Origin of the sequence: Streptomyces sp. NPDC053069 (assembly GCF_044546895.1) — a bacterium.
GTDB lineage: Bacteria > Actinomycetota > Actinomycetes > Streptomycetales > Streptomycetaceae > Streptomyces.
In genome coordinates this window covers 177,639-202,632 of sequence record NZ_JBITZN010000009.1, presented here as the reverse complement: position 1 = coordinate 202,632, position 24,994 = coordinate 177,639, and the positions used below count along the sequence as shown (strand labels likewise).

The following is a 24,994-nucleotide window of genomic DNA, read 5'->3' as shown; positions in this document are numbered from 1 at the left end:
GGGGTTCCGGGGGTCGCACAGTGGTGGACGTCAGCGAACGACGAGTGCGACAAGGACGTACGACGATGACTCTTCCCCTCCGCCCCCTCGGCGCCTCCGGCCTCGACATCTCCGTGATCGGGCTCGGCGCCTGGACGTTCGGCGGCGACGGCTGGCGCTTCACATGGGGTGCGCAGGACGACCGCCGGTCCATCGAGACCGTGCACCGGGCGGTCGAGCTGGGCGTCAACTGGATCGACACCGCCGCCGTGTACGGGCTCGGCCACTCCGAGGAGGTGGTCGGCAAGGCGCTGGCCGGACTGCCCGAAGCCGACCGGCCGTACGTCTTCACGAAGGTGGGCCTAGTCTGGGATCCGGAGAACCCGGCCGCGGCACCCCGCCGGATCATGCGGCCCGACAGCGTGCGGCGCGAGGTCGAGGACTCGCTGCGCCGGCTCGGCGTGGAGGCGATCGACCTGTACCAGGTGCACTGGCCGGACACCGGCGCGTCCCTGAACTGGGACGGCACCGAGCCCCCCGAGGACGCGCAGGCCACTCCGCTGGAGGAGTACTGGCAGGTGATGGCCGACCTGAAGGCGGAGGGCAAGGTGCGGGCGATCGGGCTGTCCAACCACTCGCCCGAGCAGCTGGCGGCGGCGCACCGCATCGCCCCGGTCGACGCGATCCAGCCCCCGCTGTCCCTGCTCAACCGCTCCGCCGAAGCGGAGATCGACTGGGCCGCCGACCACGGCACCGGTGTGATTCCCTACCAGCCGCTCCACTCGGGCCTGCTCAGCGGCACCTTCACCCGGGAGCGCCTGGCCCTGCTGGACCCGTCCGACTGGCGCCGCACCCACCCCGACTTCACGACGCACCTGGACACCAACCTCCGTACGGTGGACCGGCTGCGGTCGGTCGCGCAGGCGCACGGTACGACGGTGGGAGCGGTGGCGATCGCCTGGGTGCTGGCCCGCAGGGGCGTCACCGGGGCGATCGCAGGAGCGCGGCGACCGGAGCAGATGGCGGACTGGGGGCGGGCGGCGACGCTGCGGCTGAGCGAGCAGGAGCTGGAGTTCGTCGCGGGGAAATGAGACAGCGCGGCCCCGGGCAGGGAAGTGCCCCTGCCCGGGGCCGCGCTTTGGGTGCCGGTTGCCGAAGAGCGGCCGAACCCGGCGGAGCGCTACTCGCCGAGGGACGTCATCACGTGCTTGATCCGCGTGTAGTCCTCGAAGCCGTACGCCGACAGGTCCTTGCCGTAACCGGACTTCTTGAAGCCACCGTGCGGCATCTCCGCGACCAGCGGAATGTGCGTGTTGATCCACACGCAGCCGAAGTCGAGCTTCTTGGACATGCGCATCGCGCGGGCGTGGTCCTTGGTCCACACCGAGGAGGCGAGGGCGTACTCGACGCCGTTGGCCCACTCGACGGCCTGGTCCTCGTCGGCGAAGGACTGGACGGTGATGACCGGGCCGAAGACCTCGTTCTGGATGATCTCGTCGTCCTGCTTCAGCCCGGAGACGACGGTCGGGGCGTAGAAGTAGCCCTTGTCGCCGACCTGGTGGCCGCCCGCCTCGACCTTGGCGTGCGCGGGCAGGCGGTCGATGAAGCCGGAGACCTGCTTGAGCTGGTTGGGGTTGTTCAGCGGGCCGAAGAGGACGTCCTCGTCGTCCGGCTGGCCGGTCTTGGTCTCGGACGCGGCCTTGGCGAGCGCCGACACGAACTCGTCGTGGATGGACTCGTGGACGAGGACGCGGGTCGCGGCCGTACAGTCCTGGCCGGCGTTGAAGAAGCCCGCGACGGAGATGTCCTCGACGGCCTTGGCGATGTCGGTGTCCTCGAAGACGACGACCGGGGCCTTGCCGCCCAGCTCCAGGTGGACCCGCTTGAGGTCCTTGGACGCCGACTCGGCCACCGACATGCCGGCGCGGACCGAGCCGGTGATGGAGGCCATGGCCGGGATGTCGTGCTCCACCATCAGGCGGCCGGTGTCACGGTCGCCGCAGATGACGTTGAAGACGCCCTTGGGCAGGATCGAGCCGATGATGTCGGCGATCAGCACGGTGGAGGCCGGGGTGGTGTCCGAGGGCTTGAGGACCACGGTGTTGCCGGCCGCGATCGCCGGGGCGAACTTCCACACCGCCATCATCATCGGGTAGTTCCAGGGGGCGACCTGGGCGCAGACGCCGACCGGCTCACGGCGGATGATCGAGGTCATCCCCTCCATGTACTCGCCGGCCGAGCGGCCCTCCAGCAGTCGCGCCGCACCCGCGAAGAAGCGGATCTGGTCGACCATCGGCGGGATCTCCTCGGAGCGGGTGAGCCCCGTCGGCTTGCCCGTGTTCTCCACCTCGGCCGCGATCAGTTCCTCGGCGCGCTCCTCGAACGCGTCGGCGATCTTCAGGAGGGCCTTCTGCCGCTCGGCGGGGGTGGTGTCCCGCCAGGCCGGGAAGGCGCGGGCGGCGGCCTCCATGGCGGCGTTGACGTCCGCCTCGCCGGACAGCGGCGCGGTCGCGTACGCCTCGCCCGTCGCGGGGTTGACCACCTCGGTGGTCCGTCCGTCGGCGGCGTCCCGGAACTCACCGTCGATGTAGTTGCGCAGACGACGCAGCTCGGTGCTCACTGCCGGCCTCCTGATCAGGTTCTTTGCGTCCACTGACTGAGACACCCACCCTAGCCGCCGGACCCACGTTTTCAACACCCCCGTCGCCCACCGTTCTGCGAAATCCGCAAGACACGGAGTCCCAAACAACGGATTTCATCGATCGGGCCTTGCGAAACTGTCGAGACGTCGTGCACAGTGAGGTCGTGGCCAGTCGAAGCGCAGACCAGAGGGACTCCTCCCGCGAGTCCAGGAACGGCACCCCTCAGCTGGATGCCGTCTCCCTCGCCATCATCCAGCAGCTCCAGGAGGACGGCCGCCGGCCGTACGCCGCGATCGGCAAGGCCGTCGGCCTGTCCGAGGCGGCCGTGCGCCAGCGCGTGCAGAAGCTGCTGGACCAGGGCGTGATGCAGATCGTCGCCGTCACGGACCCGCTCACCGTGGGCTTCCGCCGGCAGGCGATGGTCGGGATCAACGTCGAGGGCGATGTCGAGTCGATCGCGGACGCGCTGACCGGCATGTCGGAAGTCGAGTACGTGGTGATGACCGCGGGCTCGTTCGACATCCTCGCCGAGATCGTCTGCGAGGACGACGACCACCTGCTGGACGTCATCAACAAACGCATCCGGTCCCTGCCCGGAGTGCGCTCCACCGAAAGCTTCGTCTACCTGAAGCTGAAGAAGCAGACCTACATGTGGGGAACCCGATAACCGTGAGGACCCGATAACCGTGAGCACCAAGGACCTCAGCCGCACCGCGTACGACCACCTGTGGATGCACTTCACCCGCATGTCCTCGTACGAGAACTCCCCGGTCCCGACCATCGTCCGGGGTGAGGGCACCTACATCTACGACGACAAGGGCAAGCGCTACCTCGACGGTCTCGCGGGTCTGTTCGTGGTCCAGGCCGGTCACGGCCGTACGGAACTCGCCGAGACCGCCTTCAAGCAGGCCCAGGAGCTCGCCTTCTTCCCGGTGTGGTCCTACGCCCACCCCAAGGCCGTCGAGCTGGCCGAGCGCCTGGCCGACCACGCCCCGGGCGACCTGAACAAGGTCTTCTTCACCACCGGCGGCGGCGAGGCCGTCGAGACCGCCTGGAAGCTCGCCAAGCAGTACTTCAAGCTGCAGGGCAAGCCGACCAAGTACAAGGTCATCTCCCGTGCGGTCGCCTACCACGGCACCCCGCAGGGCGCCCTGTCCATCACGGGTCTGCCCGGTCTGAAGGCGCCGTTCGAGCCGCTCGTCCCGGGCGCGCACAAGGTGCCGAACACCAACATCTACCGTGCCCCGATCTTCGGTGACGACCCGGTCGCCTTCGGCCGCTGGGCCGCCGACCAGATCGAGCAGCAGATCCTCTTCGAGGGCCCGGACACCGTCGCCGCGGTCTTCCTGGAGCCGGTGCAGAACGCCGGCGGCTGCTTCCCGCCGCCGCCCGGCTACTTCCAGCGCGTGCGCGAGATCTGCGACAAGTACGACGTGCTGCTCGTGTCGGACGAGGTCATCTGCGCCTTCGGCCGCCTGGGCACGATGTTCGCCTGCGACAAGTTCGGCTACGTCCCGGACATGATCACCTGCGCCAAGGGCATGACCTCGGGCTACTCCCCGATCGGCGCCTGCATCGTCTCCGACAAGCTCGCCGAGCCGTTCTACAAGGGTGACAACACCTTCCTGCACGGCTACACCTTCGGCGGCCACCCCGTGTCGGCCGCGGTGGGTCTCGCCAACCTCGACCTGTTCGAGCGCGAGAACCTCAACCAGCACGTCCTGGACAACGAGGGCGCCTTCCTGCAGACCCTGCAGAAGCTGCACGACCTGCCGATCGTCGGCGACGTCCGCGGCAACGGCTTCTTCTACGGCATCGAGCTGGTGAAGGACAAGCACACCAAGGAGTCCTTCAACGAGGAGGAGACCGAGCGCGTCCTGTACGGCTTCCTCTCCAAGGCGCTGTTCGACAACGGCCTGTACTGCCGTGCCGACGACCGCGGCGACCCGGTGATCCAGCTCGCCCCGCCGCTGATCTCCAACCAGGAGACCTTCGACGAGATCGAGCAGATCCTGCGCGCCACCCTCACGGAGGCATGGACGAAGCTCTGAGCCTTCCGTGGAAGGTCCGATCATCCGACCGGCTGATCGGCACCGGCCCCGGTGCCTCCGTTCGAGTGGGAACGGCGGCCCGGGGCCGTGTGCTGTCCGGGCTGCCGCAAGGGATCTGCCTAGCGTTCAGTGACCGATCGGCCCAGCCTTCGTTCCCCCGCACGAGGGACCAGGCAGGGAAAACGGATCAGAACCGAGGTGTACGCGCATGGAGGCCCCGCCGGACAACGACGTGCTCTGGGCACGCTCCCTGCACTTCAGGTACCCGGACGGATCGCCCGGGCTCGCCGGGGTCGCGCTCGCGGTGCGCGAGGGCGAGATCGTGGCCGTCACCGGCCCGCGCGGCAGCGGCAAGACCACCCTGCTGCGCTGTCTGTCCGGCCTGCTGCCGGTGCGGCACGGCGAGGTGTGGTTCAACAGCACGCCCCTGCACACCCTCGGCCCGATGCGCCGGGAGCGGCTGCGCCGGGACCGCTTCGGCTGGATCGACTCCGCGCCCGTCCTGGTCCCCGAACTGAACGCCTGGGAGAACGTCGCGCTCCCGCTGATGCTGCGCGGTGCCGGCCGCCGCAGGGCCAAGGTCGCCGCGCTGGAGTGGCTGGAACGGCTCGACGTCGGCGAAAAGGCCCGCAACCGCCCGCACGCGCTCCAGCAGGCCGAACGCCAGCGGGTGTCGATCGCCCGGGCGCTGGCCGCGGCCCCCATGATCCTCTTCGCCGACGAGCCGACCGCGCCGCTGCACCGCTCCGACCGCATCCAGGTCCTGCGCACCCTCATCACGGCCGCCCGCTCGCACGGCATCACCGTGGTCCTCGCCACGCACGACCCCGAGACCGCCGCCCTCGCCGACCGCGCCGTGGGCCTGCTGGACGGCCGGAGCGTGCGCACCGTACACCTGCCGGAGGCACCCGACACGGAAGGGCGCGCCGCGTGGTCGCTCTCCGTCTGACCCGTGCGGGACGTCCCGCCGTCCAGCTGCGCCGCCTGCTGGTGGCCGCGGCCTCGGCGGGCACCGGTTTCCTGCTCCTGTCCTGCCTCGGCTACGCCCTGCACCACCCCGAGTCGGCGGGCGCCGCCACGCTGCGCCTGGCCTGGTGCACGGTGCCGCTCGCCGCCACGGTGTACCTCGCGCTCGCCGTCGCCCGCACCGACCCCGGCACCCGGCCACGCCCCGGCCTGTCCGCCGTGGGCCTCGGCCCGGCACACCTGATGGCCGTCTCCGCGCTGACGACGGCGCTGTCCTGCGCCCTGGGCTCGGTGCTGGCGCTGCTGGTCTTCCTGCACCTGCGCGGCGACCTGACGGGCATGCCCTTCGACGGTGCGGCGGCGGACGTCCTGGCAGCGGACCAGCCCCTCCCCGCCCCGGCGACCCTGACCCTGCTGACCCTGCCCCCCGCCCTCGCCTCGGCAACGGTGGCCCTGGCCCTGCGCCCCAAGGACCCGCACCCCACCACCCCGGCCCACCACAGGTACGGCCGCTTCGGGGCGTACGGCTCGATGGCCCGGGAGACATTCGGCACGTACGCACGGTTCGGGGCGCGGTTGCTGCCGGGGGCCGATGGCGCCCGCGCCCCGCGCGGCCGGGACGAGCACGAACCAGCCGACGCCGGCACACAACCGCACCGGCACCCCGCGGACAACCACGCCACCACAGCAGCCGACCACAGCACACAGCCGCAGCGGCATCCCACGCACCACAGCGTCACCGGCACGGCCGGCCACGGCACACAACCCCATCCGCACCCCACGAGCAACCACACCACCGGCACCGCCGACCACAGCGCACAACCCCCTCCGCACCCCACGGACAACGACACCACCACGACAGCCGACCACCTCGCGCAGCCCCATCCGCACACCGCGCACCACGGCGTCACCGGCACAGCCGACGACGGCGCACAGGCCCTTCCGCATCCCGCGGGCAGTCGTGCCGCCGGGGCGGCTCCCGGCCCGCAGCAGGGCGGCAACGGCACAGCGCCGGGCAGCGTGGCCGGCCCCGAACCGCGGACCCCGGACGCGGACTGGGCCGACCTCGGCGAACACCCGCCCACGGACGCCCCCGTCGGCTTTCCCTGGGGCGTCGCCCTCCTCGCCACCGGCCTGACAGCCCAGGCATACGCAGACCGGTCCGCCCTCGCCGTACTCACCGGCTGGCTCCTCACCACGACCGGCCTCGTCCTTGCCGCTCCCGGCCTCACCCACCTGTGCGGTCGCCTCCTGCAGTCCACCCGTCCCGGCGCCCTCCGCCTCCTCGCCGGCCGGGTCCTCATGACGGAGGCCACCCGCATCGGCCGGCCCCTGGGCGTCGTCTGCGCGGTCGCCTCCGCCGGCCTCGCCAGGACCACCCCGTACGCCGGCTCGGCACCGGCGTTCGGCCCCCTGACCACCTTCGGCACCCTGCTCGTCGCCGGCTGCACGGTCGCCACCCTCCTCACCGCGGCCGTGGAGACCCGCCAGTGCCGGGCCGGCACGACCGCCGCGCTCCTCCGCCTCGGCGCTCCGGCCTCGATGCTGCGTACGGCCGCGGCCCTCCGCGCGGCGGCCCTGCTCGCGTTCTTCGGCCCGCTGACCCTCGGCGTGGCCGCCCTGACGGCGCTCCCCGTGACCCGCTGAGCGGCCCGCCGAAAAAAATCTCCTGCGACCGATGAGTTCTCCCGGGGCCCGGGGTCTACCCCGCCGAACACGCTGTACCCAAGGCGAACCACGGAAGCGAGAACCCCATGTACCAGCAGATGATCTTCGTCAACCTGCCCGTGAACGACCTCGACGCCTCGAAGAAGTTCTTCACGGAGCTCGGCTACACGATCAACCCGCAGTTCAGCGACGAGAACGCCGCCTCCGTGGTGATCAGCGACACGATCTTCGCGATGCTGCTCACCAAGCCGTTCTACGCGACCTTCACCAAGAAGGAGATCGCCGACGCGACCACCACCAGCGAGGTGCTGGTCTGTCTGAGCGCCGAGAGCCGCGAGAAGGTCGACGAGCTGGTCGACAGGGCGATCGCGGCGGGCGGCACGGCGAGCGGCCCGACCCAGGACCACGGCTTCATGTACGGCCGCGCCTTCGACGACCTCGACGGCCACACCTGGGAGGTCATGTGGATGGACCCGGCCGCGGTCGAGCGTCAGGACTGAACCGGGATCAAACGTAACGGCAGTTAATAAGCAGGTAAAGCCAACTGCCCTGGGCGGCATATGCATTGACACTGCTTACGGAGCGCTTATAGACCTGTGAGCCTCCTGGGGGTGATGGGGCCTCACCTCATCCGTAGCTCCAACGCCCCCACAGCCCCCCGCAGTTATGCACCTGTAAAGGACAAACGTGTCCATAACTCGCCGCAGTGCACGCCGTTCCGTGCGCATTCTGGGTGTCGCCTCCGCCTCGGCCGCCGTGGTGCTGGGTCTGTCCAGCTCCGCGCTCGCGTGCACCATCCGTGACTTCAAGGCCGAAGCCAAGTGCGACGGCGAAAAGGGCGTCATCGTCGTCACCGACAGTGACGCCGCCCGTACCCCCGCCACCATCTCGGTGTTCCTCAAGAGCAACGGCGGCGTCGAGACCCAGGTGGGCAAGGAGGAGGTCAAGGGCTCGGCGCAGGGCACTCCGGTCAGCTTCCCGGAGGACTGGAAGCCGAACGCGACCTACCGCGTCCACATCAAGGCGGCCAACCTCGTCGACGAGGACATCCAGCCCGACCTGCTGGCCCCGTCCACCGCCTGCAAGACCGAGAGCAGCACCCCCACCCCTACAGCCAAGCCGAAGCCGAAACCGAAGCCGTCGAAGTCCGCCCCGGCCGAGTCGGCGACCCCCACTCCGTCGGCCTCCGCGTCCAGCTCCGCCCCGGCGGCCGCGCCGAGCAACGCGCCGTCCCCGGCGGCCGGTAACTCGAACCTCGCCGAGACCGGCGCCGGCTCCAACACCGGCCTGATCGCCGGTATCGCGGGCGCGCTGGTCGTCGTCGGCGGCGGCGCGGTCTTCTTCGGCATGCGCCGTCGTGGGACGCGCGGCAACGGCTGACGCCCCGCCCTCCGTACACCGCCGCGGCCCGTCCTCCTATCCCCAGGGGACGGGCCGCGGTCGTTCTTCCGCCCGCCTCAGCCGAAGTCGCCCGCTCCAGCCAGAACTCCAGCGCCTCCCGCTCACCGAGGACTTCGAGGCCGGGGCCGTCCCGCGGCAGCCGGCGACAGAAGGCCGGCAGCACGGAGGTGAGCGGGCCGCGCAGGGCGACCGTGGCCTTCCCATGGCCGCGCCGGCGCACACCGTCCGGGCCGAACTCCACCAGCCACTCGGCGTTCAGCGCCGGGCCGGCGCGGAGTCCGGACCGGCCTCGCGCAGCGTCGCGACGACCAGCTCACCTGGTCGCGGGGGACGCTCTCCTGGTCCGGGTGCGCACCGGGGTCTCCACCCACCGCCGGGCGCCTCCCACATGCCGTACGAGGTCTCCCAGCGACCAGTCGGGGCAGGTCGGCACGGCCCCCAAGGGGCCCGTTGATCAGCCGAGCACGACGATTTCGGCCGCGTCGAACTCCACGCCGACCCCGTCCCCGGCCTCCGGCGCCTCCCGCAGCGCGCAGGCCGCCTCCAGGCGCGGCCCGTCCTCGGGCTGGAGCTGGACGGCCACATGGGTGCCCTTGAAGGTGCGGGCGGTCACCGTGCACGGCAGGCCGGTGTGGGCGGCCACGAGCCGTACCCCGGCGGGCCGCACCAGTACGCTGTGGGCGCCCTGGGGAGAGCCCTCGGGTACCGGCAGCTTGCCCCAGGGGCTGTCGGCGGCCGTCCCCGCGACGGTCGCCGGGACCACGTTGTCGAAGCCGAGGAAGCGGGCGACGAACGCGTCGGCGGGCCGCTGCCACACCTCAAGCGGCGTACCGGACTGCGCGATCCGCCCGTCCCGCATCACCACCACCCGGTCGGCCAGCGCGAACGCCTCACCCTGGTCGTGGGTCACCGCGAGCACGGTGGTGCCCAGCCGGCCGAACAGCTCGCGCAGTTCGACCACCAGCCGTTCCCTGAGCGAGCGGTCGAGCTGGCCGAGCGGCTCGTCGAGCATGAGCAGCCGGGGCCGCGGCGCGAGCGCCCGGGCGAGGGCCACACGCTGCTGCTCGCCGCCGGACAGCGAGGCCACGGCCCGCCGGGCGGCTCCCGGCAGCCCGACCAGCTCCAGCAACTGCCCGACCTCGGCGTCGCGTTCACTCCTGGCCACGCCGTGCATCCGCAGCCCGAACGCCACGTTCGCGCCGACGTCCCGCTGCGGGAAGAGCTGGTGGTCCTGGAACATCAGACCGACACCGCGTTTGTGCGCGGGCACGCCCGACTGGTCACGGCCGTCGAGCAACACCCTTCCGCCGGACAGGGGTTGCAGCCCGGCCACCACCCGCAGCAGCGTGGACTTCCCGCTCCCGCTGGGCCCGAGCACGCACACCACCTCGTGCTCGGCGACGTCGAGGCCGACCGCGTCGAGCACGGCCCGCCCGCCGAAGCGCACGGTCGCGGCGTCGAGGCTCAGCAGCATCGAGAACTCCCCCGTCGGGCCGGCAGCATCTAGAACTCTCCCGTCCGGTCGGTGCGCAGCCGCTCCAGGACCAGCAGCGCGGCGGCGCACACCACCATCAGAATGGTCGAAAGGGCCATCGCCTGGCCGTAGTTGAGGTCCCCGGGGCGGCTGAGCAGCCGGGCCACGGCGACCGGGAGGGTCGGGTTGTCGGGCCGGGCGATGAACACGGTCGCCCCGAACTCGCCCAGCGAGACGGCGAACGCGAACCCGGCCGCGACCAGCAGTGCCCGTCGCACCAGCGGCAGGTCCACCTCCCGCCACACCCGCCAGGGCGAGGCGCCGAGCACGGCGGCGGCCTCCCTCAGCCGTGCGTCGACCGCGCGCAGCACCGGCAGCATCGTCCGTACGACGAAGGGGGCGCCGACCAGCGCCTGGGCGAGCGGGACGAGCATCCAGGACTGTCTGAGGTCCAGCGGCGGCTTGTCGAGAGCGATCAGGAAACCGAAGCCCACGGTCACGGCGGACACGCCGAGCGGCAGCATCAGCAGCGCGTCGAAGCCCCGCACCAGTCGTCCGGCGTCCCGGCGGGCCAGCGCGGCGGCGGCGAGACCTCCGATCAGGACGGCGACGGCGGTGGCGGCGACCGCGTACTGCAGCGAGGTCCACACCGCGTGCACCGGCGCCACCAGGAACGTACCGCCGTCGGAGTGCGCGAGCGCCCGGTAGTAGCCGAAGCCGGGCGCGTCGAGGGAACGGCGGACGAGCACGGCGAGCGGCAGGACGAGGAGCAGCGCGATGGTCGCGAGGACGCCGGCGAGCAGGGCCCACTGCCCGGCGCCGCGCGGCCGGCGGGCGGTCGCCCTCGGGTCGACGAGCCGCAGGGCGGCCTCCCGGCGCCGTACCGTCCAGGCGTGCACGGCGAGGATCGCGCCGACGGCGGCGAACTGGACGAGCGTGAGGACGGCGGCCGTGGCGAGGTCGAAGACCTCGGAGGTCTGCCGGTAGATCTCCACTTCGAGGGTGGAGAAGGTGGGACCGCCGAGGATCTGGACGACACCGAAGGAGGTGAAGGTGAACAGGAACACCATCAGCGCGGCGGCGGCCACGGCGGGCGCGAGGGCGGGCAGCGTCACCTTCCGCCAGGCGTGCCACGGGGAGGCGCCCAGCATCCGGGCGGCCTCCTCCTGCCGGGGGTCGAGCTGGGACCACAGGCCGCCGACGGTCCGTACGACGACCGCGTAGTTGAAGAAGACGTGGGCCAGCAGGATCGCCCACACCGTGGTGTCCAGCCGTACGCCCCACAGCTCGTCCAGCAGCCCGCCGTGCCCGACGAGGGCCAGGAACGCGCTGCCGGCGACGACGGTCGGCAGCACGAACGGCACGGTGACCACGGCCCGCAGCAGCTGCTTGCCCGGGAAGTCGAAACGGGCGAAGACATGGGCGGCGGGCAGCGCGAGCAGCAGTGTGAGCGCGGTGGAGGCCAGCGCCTGCCAGGTGGTGAACCACAGCACGTGCCGGATGTCCGGCCGCATGACCACGTCCGTGAGCCGCCCGAACTGCCAGGCGCCGTCCACCTTCAGCCCGCGCGCGACGATCGCGGCCACGGGCCAGGCGAAGAACAGCGCGAAGAACGCGACGGGCAGGGCCATGAGCCCGAGCCGCGCCGCGCTCCCCGCGCGGTCCTTCCGAGGGGCTACTTCAGTACGAGCGAGGTCCACGACTTGACCCACTGGTCACGGTTGGCGGCGATCTTGCCGGGGGCCATGGTCTCGGGATGCTGGGCGGCCTTGCCGTACTCGGTGAACTCGGCGGGGACCTTCGCCCCCTGCACCACCGGGTAGACGTACATGTTCAGCGGCATGTCCTCCTGGAACTCCTTGGAGACCAGGAAGTCGATGAACGCCTTGGCGCCCTTGGGGTTCTTGGCGTTGCCGAGCAGTCCGGCGAACTCGATCTGCCGGAAGCAGGTGCCGTACGCCACGCCGGTCGGGGCGGTGCTGGGCCGCTTCTTGGCGTAGATCACCTCGGCGGGCGGGGAGGAGGCGTACGTCACCACCAGCGGCCGGTCGCCGCCGGCCTTCTTGCCCTCGGACGATCCCGAGAACTCCTGGTAGTAGGCCTGCTCCCAGCCGTCGACGACCTTGACGCCGTTGGCCTTCAGCTTCTTCCAGTAGTCCGGCCAGCCGTTGTCCCCGAACCGGGCGGCGCTGCCGAGCAGGAAGCCGAGGCCGGGCGAGGAGGTGGCGGCGTTCTCGGTGACGAGGAGGTCCTTGTACGCCGGCTTCGTCAGGTCGGCGAAGGACTGCGGCGGGGTGAGGTGGTGGTCTGCGAAGTACTTCTTGTCGTAGTTGACGCAGATGTCGCCGTAGTCGACGGGCGTGACCCGGTGCTTGGCCTGGTCGAGTTGGTAGGCGGCGCCGACCTTGTCGAGGCCCTTGGCGGTGTACGGCTGGAAGAGGCCGTTGTCCAGGGCCCGGGACAGCAGCGTGTTGTCGACGCCGAAGAAGACGTCGCCCTGCGGGTTGTCCTTGGTCAGGACGGCCTTGTTGACGGCCTGCCCGGCGTCGCCGTCCTTGAGCACGTGGACCTTGTACCCGGTCTTCTTCTCGAAGTCCTGGAGCACGTTCTTGGACACGGCCCACGAGTCGTGGCTGACGAGGGTCACGGACGTGGAGTCCGCGGACGACGTGCCCTCGCCGGAACCGCACGCGGACAGGCTGATCAGGCCGAGCCCGACCGCCACGGCCACGAAGGTCTTGTTCTGCACTGGATGTCCTCCTGGGGTTGGCCAGGAAGAGACGCGGCCCTGCCCGGGCTTCGCGAGGAAGACCCGGGCAGGGCGCAACAGCTTGAGTGATGACCGAACTCCCTACCCAGAATGACCTGGGCGAGGTTCAGAGGGTCTGCGGCCCTGTCCGCCGCACTCTCAGCGCTGTGGCGCTCCCCTGTCGGAATATGAAGATGTGTGGACCCGGCCAGATTACCGCTCGGTGGCCGCCAGCTGACCACAGGCTCCGTCGATCTCCTGGCCCCGGGTGTCCCGGATCGTCACCGGCACACCATGAGCGGCGATGGCCTCGACGAAGGCCTTCTCGTCCTCCGGCCGGGAGGCGGTCCACTTCGACCCCGGCGTCGGGTTCAGCGGAATGAGATTGACGTGCACGGGCTTGCCCTTGAGCAGCCGCCCGAGCCGGTCACCGCGCCACGCCTGGTCGTTGATGTCCCGGATGAGGGCGTACTCGATGGACAGCCGGCGCCCGCTCTTCTCCACGTACTCGAACCCGGCGTCCAGCACCTCGCGCACCTTCCACCGCGTGTTCACGGGGACGAGGGTGTCACGCAGCTCGTCGTCGGGGGCGTGCAGGGAGATCGCGAGCCGGCACTTGAAGCCCTCGTCGGCGAACCGGTGGATGGCCGGCACGAGCCCGACGGTGGACACGGTGATCCCGCGCTGCGACAGCCCCAGCCCGTCCGGGGCGGGATCGGTCAGCGCCCGGATGGCACCCACGACCCGCTTGTAGTTGGCGAGCGGCTCGCCCATGCCCATGAAGACGATGTTGGACAGCCGGGCCGGGCCGCCCGGCACCTCGCCGTCCCTGAGCGCCCGCATCCCGTCGACGATCTGGTGGACGATCTCGGCCGTGGACAGGTTCCGGTCCAGCCCCGCCTGCCCGGTGGCACAGAACGGACAGTTCATGCCGCAGCCCGCCTGCGAGCTGATGCACATGGTGACCCGGTCCGGATACCGCATCAGCACGGACTCGACGAGGGTCCCGTCGAACAACCGCCACAGCGTCTTGCGTGTGGTTCCCTGGTCGGTCGACAGATGCCGGACGACGGTCATCAGCTCGGGGAACAGTGCTTCCTGGAGCTTGGCGCGCGCCCCGGCGGGGATGTCGGTCCACTGCTCCGGATCGTGCGCGTACCGCGCGAAGTAGTGCTGCGAGAGCTGCTTGGCACGGAACGGCTTCTCACCGATCTCGGCCACGGCGTCCTTGCGCTCGGCGGGCGTGAGGTCGGCGAGATGCCGCGGCGGCTTCTTGGCTCCGCGGGGGGCGACGAAAGTGAGTTCTCCGGGCTTAGGCATGGCTGTACCAGTGTCGCAGATCCAATTGGGTGACCTGGGGCTGTTGCTCAACGACCGAGTCAAGGCGACGGGCGCCGGCCGATGCCGTGGCCGGCGCCCGTACAGGCCAAGGCTTTGAAACCGACCGCTCGCGTCCGCACCTGTTGGTGTCAGGCAGTGGTGTCAGCCGGCAGGGGCAGTCCTCTACAAGTGGGAGTGCAGAAATGACATGAAAGCAGGGATCGGTCGACTGTCTACGTGCTTACAGCAGTCGGCGCAGGTCCGGCTCTTCGGTGACGGCTGGATCAGGAGAGGGCGGCGTCGTCCACGGTCTCTCGTATCTCCAGCACGGCGTCGGCTCCGGTGATCACAAACAGGCGCTGAAGCTGCCTTGGCGGCGCTGCCACGCGCACGGTGCCCGTCTGGTGGGCACGGATCAACAGGTTGAGGAACGACGAGTCCGCGAAGTCGACCCCCGAGGCGTCCAGGACCACCTTCGCATGCTTCCTGACAGCGGCGTTCAGTGCCTCCGCCAGAGGCGGGATCGAGTGGATGTCATAGGAGCCGTGAGCGGCGATCACCCAGGCGCCGCCGCATTCGTACTGGTGCAACGCAGCCACTGGTCCGGGCCCGCCGACGTGGCCCGACCCCTCCATGGCACCAGCGCTACTCATGAGCTTTGGCATGACGGCCTCATTTCAGGACACCTTCGACGCCCCTTACCGCTGCGCGCAGCGCGGAGCACGCCATCAGTTACCGGAAAAGTATGTCATGTATCTGGCTTCGTCAATGAGGGTCCCCTAAAATGCTGGGCATGGTTGGAGTGCCCGAACCTCACAGCGGATGGACGTTCATCACCAACCACGCGCGCGTACTGGCGGCCATCGCCGACAACCCGAACGTCCGTATCCGCGACATCGCCGCCCGCTGCCGGCTCACGGAGCGCGCCGTCCAGCGCATCATCTCCGATCTTGAGCAGGACGGTTACCTCTCCCACACTCGGGACGGGCGCACGAACACCTACCGCATCGAGCCCGACAAGGTGCTGCGCCATCCGGCAGAAGCCGGCCTCTCCGTAGCCTCCCTGCTGTCCCTCCTCGTACAGGATGAGACCGATCGGGGCAAAGAGCTGAGGCCGACCATGGCGCATACCCCCTAAACCCACCACTGACCCCAGCGCCCATCCCGTACGCCGTCGACCCACACACCGAGCTCCCTTACCAACACGTCCCACAAGGTGGCTTCACCTCTTGCCTCAAGGGGCACACGGCCAGTGAGATCCACGGAGGTACCGAGATGAGCGCCGGAGAACGGGCCAAGGCAAAGGCCGAACAGATCGTCGGAAAGACCGTGCGGACGGCGGCCCACGCGATGCACAAAGAAACCCTCGCGGCGAAGGGAGCCGCTCTCGAAGCACGAGGCAGGATGCGGGGCGCGAAGGAACAGGCCAAGGGCTCCTTCAAGCGCTGAGCGCGCTGCCGCAGGCTTGAACCCGTCCGGGGAACGGCTGGAGGCCCGGGGAGAGGGGAACAACCTCTTGCCCGGGCCTTCGGCGTTCGGAGCGGGCGGCACGCCGGATCGGGCGCAAGACGGTCACGTATGCCCTCACCGGACGAAGTGTCGATGAGAGCGCCGGGACCAGCGCACACCGAACAGGACCAGGTCCGCCACGAAGACCACGATGCCGATGATCAGGAGGTAGGACAGCCCCGCCGCCACCGTACCGATGAGTCCCAGGACGACGGCCACGAGGATCAGGAACAGGAAAAGCGCCATGGTGAGCACATCCTCAGCCTCTGCTGCGGGCGATGAGTCGCCGCTGTGACCAGCGATTTGGTCGGGCTTCGGCACTCTTGGGAGGGAGGCCGGTCAGCGGCGTGCGAGGCGGCGCCCCTTACCGCGCTCGTAAGGCCTCTCGTAGTGTTTGAAGACCTCTTCTTCCCGCTCGACCGGCAGGACGTCATCCATGCCTATGGACGGAGCCTTCCTCACCAGCCCTCTCCCGTGCGCCACCTTTACGTACCCGGGGCCCAGCGTTGCTTCGTCGAGGGGCACGAAGACCAGTCGGTGCCGAGTCGGCAGGCCGGTACGGACAGTGGCCATGGTCGGCGCGTCGGTGGTGGTGTCCACGTAGACCGCTTCCAGGGCTCCGATCTTGCGTCCCTTGGGATCGATCACGTCCCGGTTGCGCCACTCGCGGATATCGGCTGAATGGATCATGCCTTGCTCCCTGCGGCCTGCGCCTCCCGAAGGCATTGCATCCGATAGGAGGAGTGGCTACGGAAGGTTTACCGCCTCTTCATCGTACTCTGACCGCTTGTGAATGCCGTCGAAAAAGCCTGATCGCAGGCCGTCGCCTCCCCGCCTCCCGCCCGCGCCGTTCGTACGCTTCGGTCACATCGTCCGGTACTTGCCGGCTGATCGGCTGTGCGTGTGTGACGGTCCGGGTGCGGGCGGTGAGCTGTGAAGTTCTGCCGACGAACGGTCGGGTTTCCTGGTCGGTCCTTGTCCCCGCCCCGCGGCCTGCCGTAACCACATGGGCCATGAACCTATTCGGCCGCAACTCCTTCCAGCGGCGCGCGCAGCCGTCCCCCACCCCCGTGACGAGCGCGGCCCCGGTGGCCAGAGCCACCGCCGTACTGCCCGATCCCGAGCTGGCGGGTCTCACCGGCGAGTGGCTGATCGATCCGGCGCACAGCAGGATCGGGTTCTCCGTGCGGCACGCGATGGTGACGACGGTGCGGGGCTCGTTCGCGGAGTACGAGAGCCGGCTGTACTTCGACGGACGCGACCCTGCCCGCTCCCGGGCCGACATCGTGCTGTACACCGCCAGCGTCGACACCGGTGTCGAGCAGCGCGACGCCCATGTGGTCGGCCGCCAGTTCCTGGACTCGGCGACGTACCCGCGGATGACCTTCACGAGCACCGCCGTGCGGCTCGCCGGCAAGGACGTCTACCTCATGACCGGCGACCTCACCATCAAGGGCACCACCCGCCCGGTCGACCTGGAGCTCACGTACATCGGCCATGTGACCGACGCGTTCGGTGACGAGCGGGTCGGCTTCGACGGCACCACCACCGTCAACCGCTCCGACTGGGGCCTGTCCTACGACGCCAGGCTGGCCCAGGGCGGCTCCATGGTGAGCGACAAGGTCCGCCTCCAGTTCGACATCGCCGCCATCCGCGCCACGCCGTCGGCCTGAGAGGCTGAGGAACCTGCCGTACGCGACGGGCCCCCGCCCTGTACCAGGACGGGGGCCCGTGAGCCGTACGGCGCGGGACTCACGACTCATGCGGACGACTCATGCGGAGCCGACGAAGAGCACCAGCAGCAGCCACACCACAGGGGCCGTCGGCAGGAGTGAGTCGAGGCGGTCCATGATGCCGCCGTGGCCCGGGAGCAGGGTGCCCATGTCCTTGATCCCCAGATCCCGCTTGATCATGGACTCGCCGAGGTCGCCCAGCGTGGCGCTGGCCGCCACCGCGAGGCCCAGCAGCAGGCCCTGCCACCAGGTGCCGTGGTCGATCAGGAACTGCATGCACAGGGCGCCCGCCACCATCGCGAACAGCACCGCGCCGAGCAGGCCCTCGCGGGTCTTGCCGGGGCTGATGCGCGGGGCCAGCTTGTTCCTGCCGAACCGCCAGCCGACCGCGTACGCGCCGGTGTCGCTGACGACCGTGAGGAGGAGGAAGACCAGGACGCGCCACGGCCCGTCCTTCGCCGTCAGCATCATGGCGACGAACGTGGCCAGGAACGGCACGTAGAAGGCCGCGAAGACGCCCGCCGTGACGTCCTTGAGATAGCCCTCCGGCGACTCCGTCATGCGCCAGACCAGGACCGCCAGGGCCGTGAGGGCCATGGCGACCCAAGCGCTCTCGGCGCCGCGGACGTACCCGGCGACGACCATCGCCGCACCGCCGACCGCGAGCGGCGCCAACGGCGCCTTGATGCCCTTGCGTTCCCGCAGCCTGCTGGTCAGCTCCCACAGGCCGACGACCACGGCGACCGCGATGACACCGACGAACACGGCCTTCCAGACGAACAGGGAGGCGACGATGACCACACCGAGCCCGACGCCGACCCCTATGGCCGCGCTCAGGTCACGGCCCGCGCTCTTCTTCTGCGGCGCTGGCGCCGGCTGGTGGGCGTCGGGCATGGGCTCCGGATTCTGGTTCTCGGCCGGGACTGTCCGGGTCGACGCGGGCTCGGAGCGGAACTCGTCCTGGAACAAGGAGCCGCTCACCCGAGCGGCCCCCCGGTCGTCGGCTCCGCCCTGGGCGGATTCGTCGGGCACGATGGGCATGGGGCGAGTGTGCTGCGCCTCAGGCGCATCGTACGCGGGACCCGCCGGGGCGGCCCCCTGGACAGGCCCACCCGCGGTGGGCCCCCAGTAGCGGGCCTGCCCCGCCGGTGGCGGCGCCCCCCAGGAAGAGTCGCTCATCAGACTTCGAGCAGCTCCGCTTCCTTGTGCTTGAGGAGCTCGTCCACCTGGGCGACGTACTTCGCCGTGGTGTCGTCCAGCTCCTTCTCCGCACGGCGGCCCTCGTCCTCGCCGACCTCGCCGTCCTTGATCAGCTTGTCGATGGCGTCCTTGGCCTTGCGGCGCACGGAGCGGATCGAGACCTTCGCGTCCTCGCCCTTGCCCTTGGCGACCTTGATGTACTCGCGGCGGCGCTCCTCGGTCAGCTCGGGGAACACCACCCGGATGATGTTGCCGTCGTTGCTGGGGTTGACGCCCAGGTCGGAGTCGCGGATCGCCTGCTCGATGTTGCGCAGCGCGCTCTTGTCGAACGGGGTCACGACCGCCATGCGCGGCTCCGGCACGGAGAACGAGGCCAGCTGGTTGATCGGCGTCGGGGCACCGTAGTAGTCGGCCACGATCTTGTTGAACATCGCCGGGTGCGCACGGCCGGTGCGGATCGCGGCGAAGTCCTCCTTGGCGACCACGACGGCCTTCTCCATCTTCTCCTCGGCCTCGAGGAGGGTCTCTTCGATCACCACTTGCTCCTGCGTGTCTTGAGTAAGGCCCGGCTGCGGTTCCTGAAGTCGGTCGGCGGCCGGCTGCGTCGCGTCTTCTTCCTGCACGGTTCCCGACCGGCAGGACATTGTCCATCCCCCGGCCGGGGTCCGGTCCCCTTACGGGGCCGCGCGCCACCGGCCGGGTTGCTGCCGGGTCAGTCCCGGCTGCCCTGGTCACCCACCAGCGTGCCGATCTTCTCACCCTTGACGGCGCGGGCGATATTGCCCTCCGCGAGAAGCTCGAAGACGAGGATCGGAAGCTTGTTGTCGCGGCACAGCGTGATGGCGGTGGCGTCGGCGACCTTGAGGTCGCGGGTGATGACCTCGCCGTAGCCGAGGGCGTCGAACTTGACGGCGTCCGGGTTGGTCTTGGGGTCCGAGTCGTAGACCCCGTCCACGCCGTTCTTGCCCATGAGCAGCGCCTCGGCGTCGATCTCCAGGGCGCGCTGGGCGGCAGTGGTGTCGGTGGAGAAGTACGGCATGCCCATACCGGCGCCGAAGATGACCACGCGGCCCTTCTCCAGGTGGCGCACGGCGCGCAGCGGGATGTACGGCTCGGCGACCTGGCCCATGGTGATGGCGGTCTGCACCCGGCTGTCGATGCCCTCCTTCTCCAGGAAGTCCTGGAGGGCGAGGCAGTTCATCACGGTGCCGAGCATGCCCATGTAGTCGGAGCGGGCGCGGTCCATGCCGCGCTGCTGGAGTTCGGCGCCGCGGAAGAAGTTGCCGCCTCCGATGACGACCGCGATCTCGGCGCCGTCCCGGACGACGGCCGCGACCTCGCGGGCGATCTTGTGCACCACGTCCGGGTCCACGCCCAGGCCCCCGCCACCGGAGAAGGCCTCTCCGGACAGCTTCAGCAGAAACCGGCCGCGTACTTTGCCGTCGTCGCTCTTCTGGGCCTTGGTGGTCATGGGGATCCCGCCTCTTTCACGTGTTGCACATACGAAGAAGACCATTGCCGGTGGGGTCGCTTTTCGCTCCCATGCGCGGCAATGGCCTCCTCGTCAGATCTGCTGCCGTCCGCCCCACGCCGGGGTGTGGCGGTGTGCGCGGACGACTGCTTACGACCCTATCGGGATTCCTCCCGGGATTGTTCCCGGAATCTCCCCGTGGGTCGTGCGTCGATCGCGGTACGGACTCAGATGCCGACCTTGATGCGCGAGAAGCGCTTCAGGGTGACACCGGCCTCGTCCAGCACCTTCTGGACCGACTTCTTGTTGTCGAGCGCGTACGGCTGGCCGAGCAGCGTGGCGTCCTTGAAGAAGCCGTTGAGGCGACCCTCGACGATCTTGGCGATCGCGGCCTCGGGCTTGCCCTCGGCGCGGGTGGTCTCCTCGGCGATACGACGCTCGGACTCGACGACGTCGGCCGGGACCTCGTCCTTGGACAGGTACTTCGGCGCGAAGGCGGCGATGTGCTGGGCGACGCCCTTGGCGACCTCGGCGTTCGGCTTGTCCAGCTCGACCAGGACACCGATCTGCGGGGGCAGGTCGGGCATGGTGCGGTGCATGTAGGCGAGCACGAAACCGTCGGAGAACTGCGCGAAGCGGTCCAGGACGATCTTCTCGCCGAGGTTGGCGTTGGCCTCGTCCACGAACGCCTGGACGGTCTTGCCGGCCTCGATCTCGGAGGCGAGCAGGGCCTCCAGGTCGGCCGGGGAGGTCTTGGCGACGTGCTCGGCGATGGCCTTGGCCACGGCCTGGAACTTCTCGCCCTTGGCGACGAAGTCCGTCTCGCACTTCAGCTCGACCAGAACGCCGGAGGAGTTGTCGTCGGCGATGATGGAGACGACGGCGCCGTTCTCGGCGGAGCGGCCCTCGCGCTTGGCGACGCCCTTCTGGCCCTTGATGCGCAGCGCCTCGACGGCCTTCTCGACGTTGCCCTCGGCCTCGTCCAGCGCCTTCTTGCAGTCCATCATGCCGGCGCCGGTGAGCTCACGGAGCTTCTTGACGTCGGCGGCGGTGTAGTTCGCCATGAGTCTGTGAGTCTTTCTCGAAGTCTGGAGATCTTGAGATCCGCACGGTGTGCGTTCCACATGTAGCCGCGGAGCGCGTACGTCGTGCCGACCTACGGGTGAACAGCGGGGGCGGACTTCACCGCGCCAGGGGTGCTGCCGGATGCAGTGCCGCCCCCGCCGTCGAACGCTGAACGGACCGGCGTCAGGCCTGCTCGCCCTCGGCGGCCTTCTCCTCGGCCGGAGCGGCCTCGGCGGCCGGAGCGGCCTCGGCGGCCGGAGCGGCGTCGGCAGCCGGCGCCTCCTCCTTCTTCTCACCCTCGAGCAGGTCGCGCTCCCACTCGGCGAGCGGCTCGCCCGCGGCCTTCTCGCCCTTCTCACCGGCGGCGACGCCGGAACGGGCGATGAGGCCCTCGGCGACGGCGTCGGCGATCACACGGGTGAGCAGGGTGACGGAGCGGATCGCGTCGTCGTTGCCCGGGATCTTGTAGTCGACCTCGTCGGGGTCGCAGTTGGTGTCGAGGATCGCGACGACCGGGATGTTCAGCTTCCGGGCCTCACCAACGGCGATGTGCTCCTTCTTGGTGTCCACGATCCAGACGGCGCTGGGCACCTTCTGCATCTCGCGGATACCACCGAGGGTCTTCTCCAGCTTGGCCTTCTCGCGCGAGAGCACGAGAAGCTCCTTCTTGGTCAGACCCGAAGCGGCGACGTCCTCGAAGTCGATCTGCTCCAGCTCCTTGAGGCGCTGCAGACGCTTGTAGACGGTCGAGAAGTTGGTGAGCATGCCGCCCAGCCAGCGCTGGTTGACGTAGGGCATGCCGACGCGGGTGGCCTGCTCGGCGATGGCCTCCTGCGCCTGCTTCTTGGTGCCGACGAACATGACCGTGCCGCCGTGGGCGACGGTCTCCTTGACGAACTCGTAGGCGCGGTCGATGTACGACAGCGACTGGAGCAGGTCGATGATGTAGATGCCGTTGCGCTCGGTGAAGATGAAGCGCTTCATCTTCGGGTTCCAGCGACGGGTCTGGTGACCGAAGTGGACGCCGCTCTCCAGCAGCTCCCGCATCGTGACGACGGCCATGGCCGTTTCTCCTTGTTGTTCTCGGTTGTGCCGCGTCCGCCGGACGGCGGCCGCGCCTGACGCCCGCAATGCGCCTTGCCGCGAAGGACCGAGGGGCGCTGACAGGGACCGTTGCCGGCCGCCGTGTCGGGGCGTGCGAAGTCGACCCGGTGACCCGGATCGCCAGAAGAAGTGTACGGGACCGCCGGGGCACCGGGTGACGCCGCTGTCCACAACCGGGCAGCTGTCCACAGACTCCGGCCATGGCCGGTGGGGATGCGGGACGGTTGTCGCATGCGACGAGCGATGCGATACGTGTCTGTGCGGGCGGTTCTGCTGCCGGCCCTGACGGTGGCGGTGCTCACCCCGCCGGCCTGGGCGGATCGCCCTGTCCCGGCGCCCGGCCCGACCCCTGCGTCCCCGGTGCCGGCCGTCGCCCGCACCTGGCCCGTGGGCGTGCACCCGTTGGTGTTGCGGGGCTGGGAACCCCCGGCGACGGTGTACGGCCCCGGCCACCGGGGAGTCGACCTGTCGGCGCCGGCCGGTGCACCCGTCCGTGCCGTCGCGGCCGGCCGGGTGACCTTCGCGGGCCGGGTGGCGGGGAGAGGGGTGGTCTCGGTCGACCTGTCGGGCACGGATCTTCGTACGACGTATGAACCGGTGACTCCGTCGGTTCGGAAGGGAGACGAAGTGGGGCCCGGCGACGTCGTGGGGACGGTGGAGCGGACGGGTTCCCACTGCGGCACGGCGACGTGCGTCCACTGGGGCTTGCGGAGAGGCGGGACCTACCTGAACCCCCTCTCCCTCCTCCCGCCCTGGCTCCTGCACCGGGGCCCACCAAGACTGCTGCCGGTGCTGGAGGTGCCCCTGCCGTCCTAGCTGCGCAGCCTCGCAGCGGCGGCCGAGGTCAGCCCTTCACGCCGTGCAGCACCATGGCCACGGCCGCGTCCGTCACGACGGAAGGATCCTCGGCGACACCGAGCTCGATGCGCCGGACCGCCGCGTCCACAACGCCCTGCAGCAGCATCGCGGCCAGCCGAGGCTGCTCGTGCCCCATCTCCCCGAGCGCCTCCGCGATCATCGCGACCAGCTCCCCGTGCGCCGCCCGGATCTTCTCCCGGGCCCCGGCGTCCAGCTCGCTCGCGGAGATGGCGACGACCGCCCGGTGCCGCCGGTCCCCGACCAGCGCCAGCTGCTGCCGTACATACGCCTCGACCTTGCCCTCGGCGGACTCGGCCCGCTCCATCGCGGCGGCCACCTCCGCCGCCCACAACGGAAAGTCGACCTCGCACAGCTCCTCGACCACGGCGGCCCGCGACCGGAAGTACTCGTACACGGACGACCGCGCCAGCCCCGTCCGCTCGGCCAGCGCGGGAAAGGTCAGCGCTTCGGTCCCGCCCTCGGACAGCAGAGAGCGAGCCGCGTCCAGCAGGGCGGCTCGCTGCATCGACCGGTGCTCGGCCACGGAGGCCGCTCGAATCCTTGGCACGTCAACCACTTTACGGAGGAGGCCACCCGAACGGGAGCCTCTCACCGCCGCGCCGCCGGTTCGCACCAACCGCGCCGCCGGCGTCAGCGCCCGAAGCTCGCCAGCTTGGCCCGCAGCTGCAGCACCGACTTGGTGTGGATCTGACTGACCCGGCTCTCGGTGACTCCGAGCACATTGCCGATCTCGGCGAGGGTGAGCCCTTCGTAGTAGTACAGCGTGACCACGGTCTTCTCCCGCTCGGGCAGCGTGTTGATCGCCCGGGCGAGAAACCTCCGCAGTTCCCGGTCCTCGGCCACCTCGACCGGGTTGTCCGCGGCGGTGTCCTCCAGCGTGTCCATGAGGCTGAGCCGGTCCCCGCCCTCGCTGCCGACGTGCAGCAGCTCCTCCAGCGCGACCACGTTGGCCAGCGACAGCTGGCTGAACACCGCATGCAGCTCATCGACCTCCATGCCCAGTTCCGCGGCGACCTCGCCCTCGGTCGGGGTGCGCCGCAGCCGGGCCTCCAGGGTGGCGTAGGCCCGCTCCACGTTCCGCGCCTTCTGCCGCACCGACCGTGGGATCCAGTCCAGCGCCCGCAGCTCGTCGATCATCGCGCCCCGGATCCGGGTGATCGCGTACGTCTCGAACTTGATCTCCCGGTCGATGTCGAACTTCTCGATCGCGTCGATCAGCCCGAAGACACCCGAGGAGACGAAGTCGGCCTGCTCCACATTGGGCGGCAGCCCGACGCTCACCCGCCCCGCCACGTATTTCACGAGCGGCGAGTAGTGCAGGATCAGCTGCTCCCGCAGCCGCTCGTCCCCCGTCGCCTTGTACGACCGCCACAGCTCGTCGAGCGTCGAGGGAGCGGGCGGCCGCACGCTGCCACCGTCGCGGGCGGCTGGGGGGATCGCCGCCCGGTCGGACCCGGAGGTGTGCTGGGGCATTCGTCGCCTTGTGCCGTTCTGCCGTGAAGTGCCGTGAAGTGCTGCGAAGTGTGCGGGGTGGGACTGACTGGGGTGAGGTGGGCTGCCTGGGTGAGCTGTCGGTCTGGTGTCGAGTTGGCGCGATCTGTGTGGCCGCCTTCGTGAGCGTAGCGTGACTGAGCTGTCGCGGTGTGCGAACAGCGAGGCGCCACCCGTGCGCGGGGCGCTCCAGCCGGTCTCGCGCGCGCCTGCCACGGCTCGCTCTGCGTGACCGGCCGGAACGCCAACTCCGGGAAACTTCAAGGGCGTCGGCGGTTCCCCCGGACGGCCG

27 protein-coding genes and 1 riboswitch are annotated in these 24,994 nt (G+C 70.0%); of the genes, 11 read left to right on the top strand and 16 right to left on the bottom strand.

The annotated features are described in order from the left end of the window. The first annotated feature begins 65 nt into the window (after positions 1-65). A complete protein-coding gene (locus ACIGXP_RS22635) occupies positions 66-1,070 on the top strand; it encodes an aldo/keto reductase (protein WP_363219787.1) in 1,005 nt (334 codons plus the stop codon). An 89-nt stretch (positions 1,071-1,159) separates the two neighbouring features. Here ACIGXP_RS22635 and ACIGXP_RS22630 read toward each other — a convergent pair whose 3' ends face one another. Continuing rightward, positions 1,160-2,599 (bottom strand): gamma-aminobutyraldehyde dehydrogenase, encoded by a 1,440-nt coding sequence (locus tag ACIGXP_RS22630; protein WP_363220071.1) that lies wholly within the window; start codon positions 2,597-2,599, stop codon positions 1,160-1,162. 170 nt (positions 2,600-2,769) lie between these two features. On the opposite strand from ACIGXP_RS22630, the gene ACIGXP_RS22625 reads away from it, so the two are divergent. From ACIGXP_RS22625 to ACIGXP_RS22600, 6 genes are all read left to right on the top strand, one after another. Further along, a complete protein-coding gene (locus ACIGXP_RS22625; protein WP_360095292.1) occupies positions 2,770-3,288 on the top strand; it encodes an Lrp/AsnC family transcriptional regulator in 519 nt (172 codons plus the stop codon). Between the two features lie 19 nt (positions 3,289-3,307). Beyond that, positions 3,308-4,672, top strand: a complete 1,365-nt coding sequence (locus ACIGXP_RS22620) for an aspartate aminotransferase family protein (protein ID WP_363220070.1) — start codon at positions 3,308-3,310, stop codon at positions 4,670-4,672. 208 nt (positions 4,673-4,880) lie between these two features. Continuing rightward, positions 4,881-5,621 carry an ABC transporter ATP-binding protein gene (locus ACIGXP_RS22615; protein ID WP_399770848.1) on the top strand — a complete coding sequence of 247 codons (741 nt, stop codon included), beginning with the start codon at positions 4,881-4,883 and terminating at the stop codon, positions 5,619-5,621. Beyond that, on the top strand, positions 5,603-7,285 hold the full coding sequence (locus ACIGXP_RS22610) for a hypothetical protein (RefSeq protein WP_399770846.1): 1,683 nt from the start codon (positions 5,603-5,605) through the stop codon (positions 7,283-7,285). The genes ACIGXP_RS22615 and ACIGXP_RS22610 overlap by 19 nt, the downstream gene beginning before the upstream one ends. 107 nt (positions 7,286-7,392) lie before the next feature. After that, on the top strand, positions 7,393-7,806 hold the full coding sequence (locus ACIGXP_RS22605) for a VOC family protein (RefSeq protein WP_363220067.1): 414 nt from the start codon (positions 7,393-7,395) through the stop codon (positions 7,804-7,806). Positions 7,807-7,993: 187 nt separating this feature from the next. Continuing rightward, a complete protein-coding gene (locus ACIGXP_RS22600) occupies positions 7,994-8,686 on the top strand; it encodes an LAETG motif-containing sortase-dependent surface protein (RefSeq protein ID WP_399770843.1) in 693 nt (230 codons plus the stop codon). Positions 8,687-9,020: 334 nt separating this feature from the next. Here ACIGXP_RS22600 and ACIGXP_RS22595 read toward each other — a convergent pair whose 3' ends face one another. The 6 genes from ACIGXP_RS22595 to ACIGXP_RS22570 form a co-directional block, all read right to left on the bottom strand. Next, complete coding sequence (locus ACIGXP_RS22595; RefSeq protein WP_399770840.1) at positions 9,021-9,140, bottom strand: maleylpyruvate isomerase N-terminal domain-containing protein; 120 nt, start codon at positions 9,138-9,140, stop codon at positions 9,021-9,023. Positions 9,141-9,161: 21 nt separating this feature from the next. Beyond that, positions 9,162-10,181, bottom strand: coding sequence for an ABC transporter ATP-binding protein (locus ACIGXP_RS22590; RefSeq protein ID WP_399770837.1), 1,020 nt, complete (start codon positions 10,179-10,181; stop codon positions 9,162-9,164). A 29-nt stretch (positions 10,182-10,210) separates the two neighbouring features. Continuing rightward, positions 10,211-11,812, bottom strand: a complete 1,602-nt coding sequence (locus tag ACIGXP_RS22585) for an ABC transporter permease (protein WP_399770834.1) — start codon at positions 11,810-11,812, stop codon at positions 10,211-10,213. A 44-nt stretch (positions 11,813-11,856) separates the two neighbouring features. Beyond that, positions 11,857-12,930: a thiamine ABC transporter substrate binding subunit gene (locus tag ACIGXP_RS22580; RefSeq protein ID WP_399770831.1), complete on the bottom strand. Its 1,074-nt coding sequence runs from the start codon at positions 12,928-12,930 to the stop codon at positions 11,857-11,859. 81 nt (positions 12,931-13,011) lie between these two features. Further along, a riboswitch (TPP riboswitch) is annotated at positions 13,012-13,120 on the bottom strand. 23 nt (positions 13,121-13,143) lie between these two features. Next, entirely contained in the window at positions 13,144-14,250 is a 1,107-nt protein-coding gene (rlmN, locus tag ACIGXP_RS22575) for a 23S rRNA (adenine(2503)-C(2))-methyltransferase RlmN (RefSeq protein ID WP_363218151.1), read from the bottom strand. A gap of 284 nt (positions 14,251-14,534) precedes the next feature. Then, complete coding sequence (locus ACIGXP_RS22570; RefSeq protein WP_399770828.1) at positions 14,535-14,903, bottom strand: STAS domain-containing protein; 369 nt, start codon at positions 14,901-14,903, stop codon at positions 14,535-14,537. Between the two features lie 140 nt (positions 14,904-15,043). Between ACIGXP_RS22570 and ACIGXP_RS22565 the strand changes: the two genes are divergently transcribed. Next, positions 15,044-15,388 (top strand): helix-turn-helix domain-containing protein, encoded by a 345-nt coding sequence (locus tag ACIGXP_RS22565; protein ID WP_363218153.1) that lies wholly within the window; start codon positions 15,044-15,046, stop codon positions 15,386-15,388. Positions 15,389-15,525: 137 nt separating this feature from the next. Next, complete coding sequence (locus ACIGXP_RS22560) at positions 15,526-15,699, top strand: hypothetical protein (RefSeq protein WP_399770824.1); 174 nt, start codon at positions 15,526-15,528, stop codon at positions 15,697-15,699. Between the two features lie 135 nt (positions 15,700-15,834). Here ACIGXP_RS22560 and ACIGXP_RS22555 read toward each other — a convergent pair whose 3' ends face one another. Both ACIGXP_RS22555 and ACIGXP_RS22550 read right to left on the bottom strand, forming a co-directional pair. Beyond that, positions 15,835-16,005, bottom strand: a complete 171-nt coding sequence (locus ACIGXP_RS22555) for a hypothetical protein (RefSeq protein WP_363218155.1) — start codon at positions 16,003-16,005, stop codon at positions 15,835-15,837. A gap of 93 nt (positions 16,006-16,098) precedes the next feature. Further along, positions 16,099-16,449, bottom strand: a complete 351-nt coding sequence (locus tag ACIGXP_RS22550) for a PRC-barrel domain-containing protein (protein WP_363218156.1) — start codon at positions 16,447-16,449, stop codon at positions 16,099-16,101. A 323-nt stretch (positions 16,450-16,772) separates the two neighbouring features. Between ACIGXP_RS22550 and ACIGXP_RS22545 the strand changes: the two genes are divergently transcribed. After that, positions 16,773-17,432 carry a YceI family protein gene (locus ACIGXP_RS22545; RefSeq protein ID WP_363218157.1) on the top strand — a complete coding sequence of 220 codons (660 nt, stop codon included), beginning with the start codon at positions 16,773-16,775 and terminating at the stop codon, positions 17,430-17,432. A gap of 99 nt (positions 17,433-17,531) precedes the next feature. On the opposite strand, the gene ACIGXP_RS22540 is transcribed toward ACIGXP_RS22545, so the two are convergent. The 5 genes from ACIGXP_RS22540 to rpsB all read right to left on the bottom strand — a co-directional run bounded on the left by ACIGXP_RS22540 (position 17,532) and on the right by rpsB (position 22,290). After that, positions 17,532-18,671 carry a phosphatidate cytidylyltransferase gene (locus ACIGXP_RS22540; RefSeq protein ID WP_399770819.1) on the bottom strand — a complete coding sequence of 380 codons (1,140 nt, stop codon included), beginning with the start codon at positions 18,669-18,671 and terminating at the stop codon, positions 17,532-17,534. Further along, a complete protein-coding gene (gene frr / locus ACIGXP_RS22535) occupies positions 18,671-19,228 on the bottom strand; it encodes a ribosome recycling factor (protein WP_014675285.1) in 558 nt (185 codons plus the stop codon). The genes ACIGXP_RS22540 and frr overlap by 1 nt, the downstream gene beginning before the upstream one ends. Before the next feature lie 176 nt (positions 19,229-19,404). Continuing rightward, on the bottom strand, positions 19,405-20,163 hold the full coding sequence (gene pyrH, locus ACIGXP_RS22530; RefSeq protein WP_363218159.1) for a UMP kinase: 759 nt from the start codon (positions 20,161-20,163) through the stop codon (positions 19,405-19,407). Positions 20,164-20,390: 227 nt separating this feature from the next. Beyond that, entirely contained in the window at positions 20,391-21,227 is an 837-nt protein-coding gene (tsf, locus tag ACIGXP_RS22525; protein ID WP_363218160.1) for a translation elongation factor Ts, read from the bottom strand. A gap of 184 nt (positions 21,228-21,411) precedes the next feature. Next, the gene (gene rpsB, locus ACIGXP_RS22520) at positions 21,412-22,290 is read right to left on the bottom strand and encodes a 30S ribosomal protein S2 (protein WP_399770814.1); all 879 of its coding nucleotides are present in this window, start codon (positions 22,288-22,290) and stop codon (positions 21,412-21,414) included. 285 nt (positions 22,291-22,575) lie between these two features. Between rpsB and ACIGXP_RS22515 the strand changes: the two genes are divergently transcribed. Continuing rightward, positions 22,576-23,148 (top strand): murein hydrolase activator EnvC family protein, encoded by a 573-nt coding sequence (locus ACIGXP_RS22515; protein ID WP_399770811.1) that lies wholly within the window; start codon positions 22,576-22,578, stop codon positions 23,146-23,148. 28 nt (positions 23,149-23,176) lie between these two features. Here the strand turns inward: ACIGXP_RS22515 and ACIGXP_RS22510 are convergent, their stop codons facing one another. Beyond that, positions 23,177-23,734, bottom strand: coding sequence for a TetR/AcrR family transcriptional regulator (locus ACIGXP_RS22510; protein ID WP_399771073.1), 558 nt, complete (start codon positions 23,732-23,734; stop codon positions 23,177-23,179). A 107-nt stretch (positions 23,735-23,841) separates the two neighbouring features. Further along, entirely contained in the window at positions 23,842-24,684 is an 843-nt protein-coding gene (gene whiG, locus ACIGXP_RS22505; protein ID WP_363218163.1) for an RNA polymerase sigma factor WhiG, read from the bottom strand. Positions 24,685-24,994 lie beyond the last annotated feature (310 nt).

Coding starts and splice junctions, on each gene's coding strand:
- ACIGXP_RS22635 (WP_363219787.1), top strand. CDS start 66: ATGACTCTTCCCCTCCGCCCCCTCGGCGCCTCCGGCCTCGACATCTCC.
- ACIGXP_RS22615 (WP_399770848.1), top strand. CDS start 4,881: ATGGAGGCCCCGCCGGACAACGACGTGCTCTGGGCACGCTCCCTGCAC.
- ACIGXP_RS22605 (WP_363220067.1), top strand. CDS start 7,393: ATGTACCAGCAGATGATCTTCGTCAACCTGCCCGTGAACGACCTCGAC.
- ACIGXP_RS22590 (WP_399770837.1), bottom strand. CDS start 10,181: ATGCTGCTGAGCCTCGACGCCGCGACCGTGCGCTTCGGCGGGCGGGCC.
- ACIGXP_RS22585 (WP_399770834.1), bottom strand. CDS start 11,812: ATGGCCCTGCCCGTCGCGTTCTTCGCGCTGTTCTTCGCCTGGCCCGTG.
- rlmN (WP_363218151.1), bottom strand. CDS start 14,250: ATGCCTAAGCCCGGAGAACTCACTTTCGTCGCCCCCCGCGGAGCCAAG.
- ACIGXP_RS22570 (WP_399770828.1), bottom strand. CDS start 14,903: ATGAGTAGCGCTGGTGCCATGGAGGGGTCGGGCCACGTCGGCGGGCCC.
- ACIGXP_RS22565 (WP_363218153.1), top strand. CDS start 15,044: ATGGTTGGAGTGCCCGAACCTCACAGCGGATGGACGTTCATCACCAAC.
- ACIGXP_RS22560 (WP_399770824.1), top strand. CDS start 15,526: ATGAGCGCCGGAGAACGGGCCAAGGCAAAGGCCGAACAGATCGTCGGA.
- ACIGXP_RS22555 (WP_363218155.1), bottom strand. CDS start 16,005: ATGGCGCTTTTCCTGTTCCTGATCCTCGTGGCCGTCGTCCTGGGACTC.
- ACIGXP_RS22550 (WP_363218156.1), bottom strand. CDS start 16,449: ATGATCCATTCAGCCGATATCCGCGAGTGGCGCAACCGGGACGTGATC.
- ACIGXP_RS22545 (WP_363218157.1), top strand. CDS start 16,773: ATGAACCTATTCGGCCGCAACTCCTTCCAGCGGCGCGCGCAGCCGTCC.
- ACIGXP_RS22540 (WP_399770819.1), bottom strand. CDS start 18,671: ATGAGCGACTCTTCCTGGGGGGCGCCGCCACCGGCGGGGCAGGCCCGC.
- pyrH (WP_363218159.1), bottom strand. CDS start 20,163: ATGACCACCAAGGCCCAGAAGAGCGACGACGGCAAAGTACGCGGCCGG.
- tsf (WP_363218160.1), bottom strand. CDS start 21,227: ATGGCGAACTACACCGCCGCCGACGTCAAGAAGCTCCGTGAGCTCACC.
- rpsB (WP_399770814.1), bottom strand. CDS start 22,290: ATGGCCGTCGTCACGATGCGGGAGCTGCTGGAGAGCGGCGTCCACTTC.
- ACIGXP_RS22515 (WP_399770811.1), top strand. CDS start 22,576: ATGCGATACGTGTCTGTGCGGGCGGTTCTGCTGCCGGCCCTGACGGTG.
- whiG (WP_363218163.1), bottom strand. CDS start 24,684: ATGCCCCAGCACACCTCCGGGTCCGACCGGGCGGCGATCCCCCCAGCC.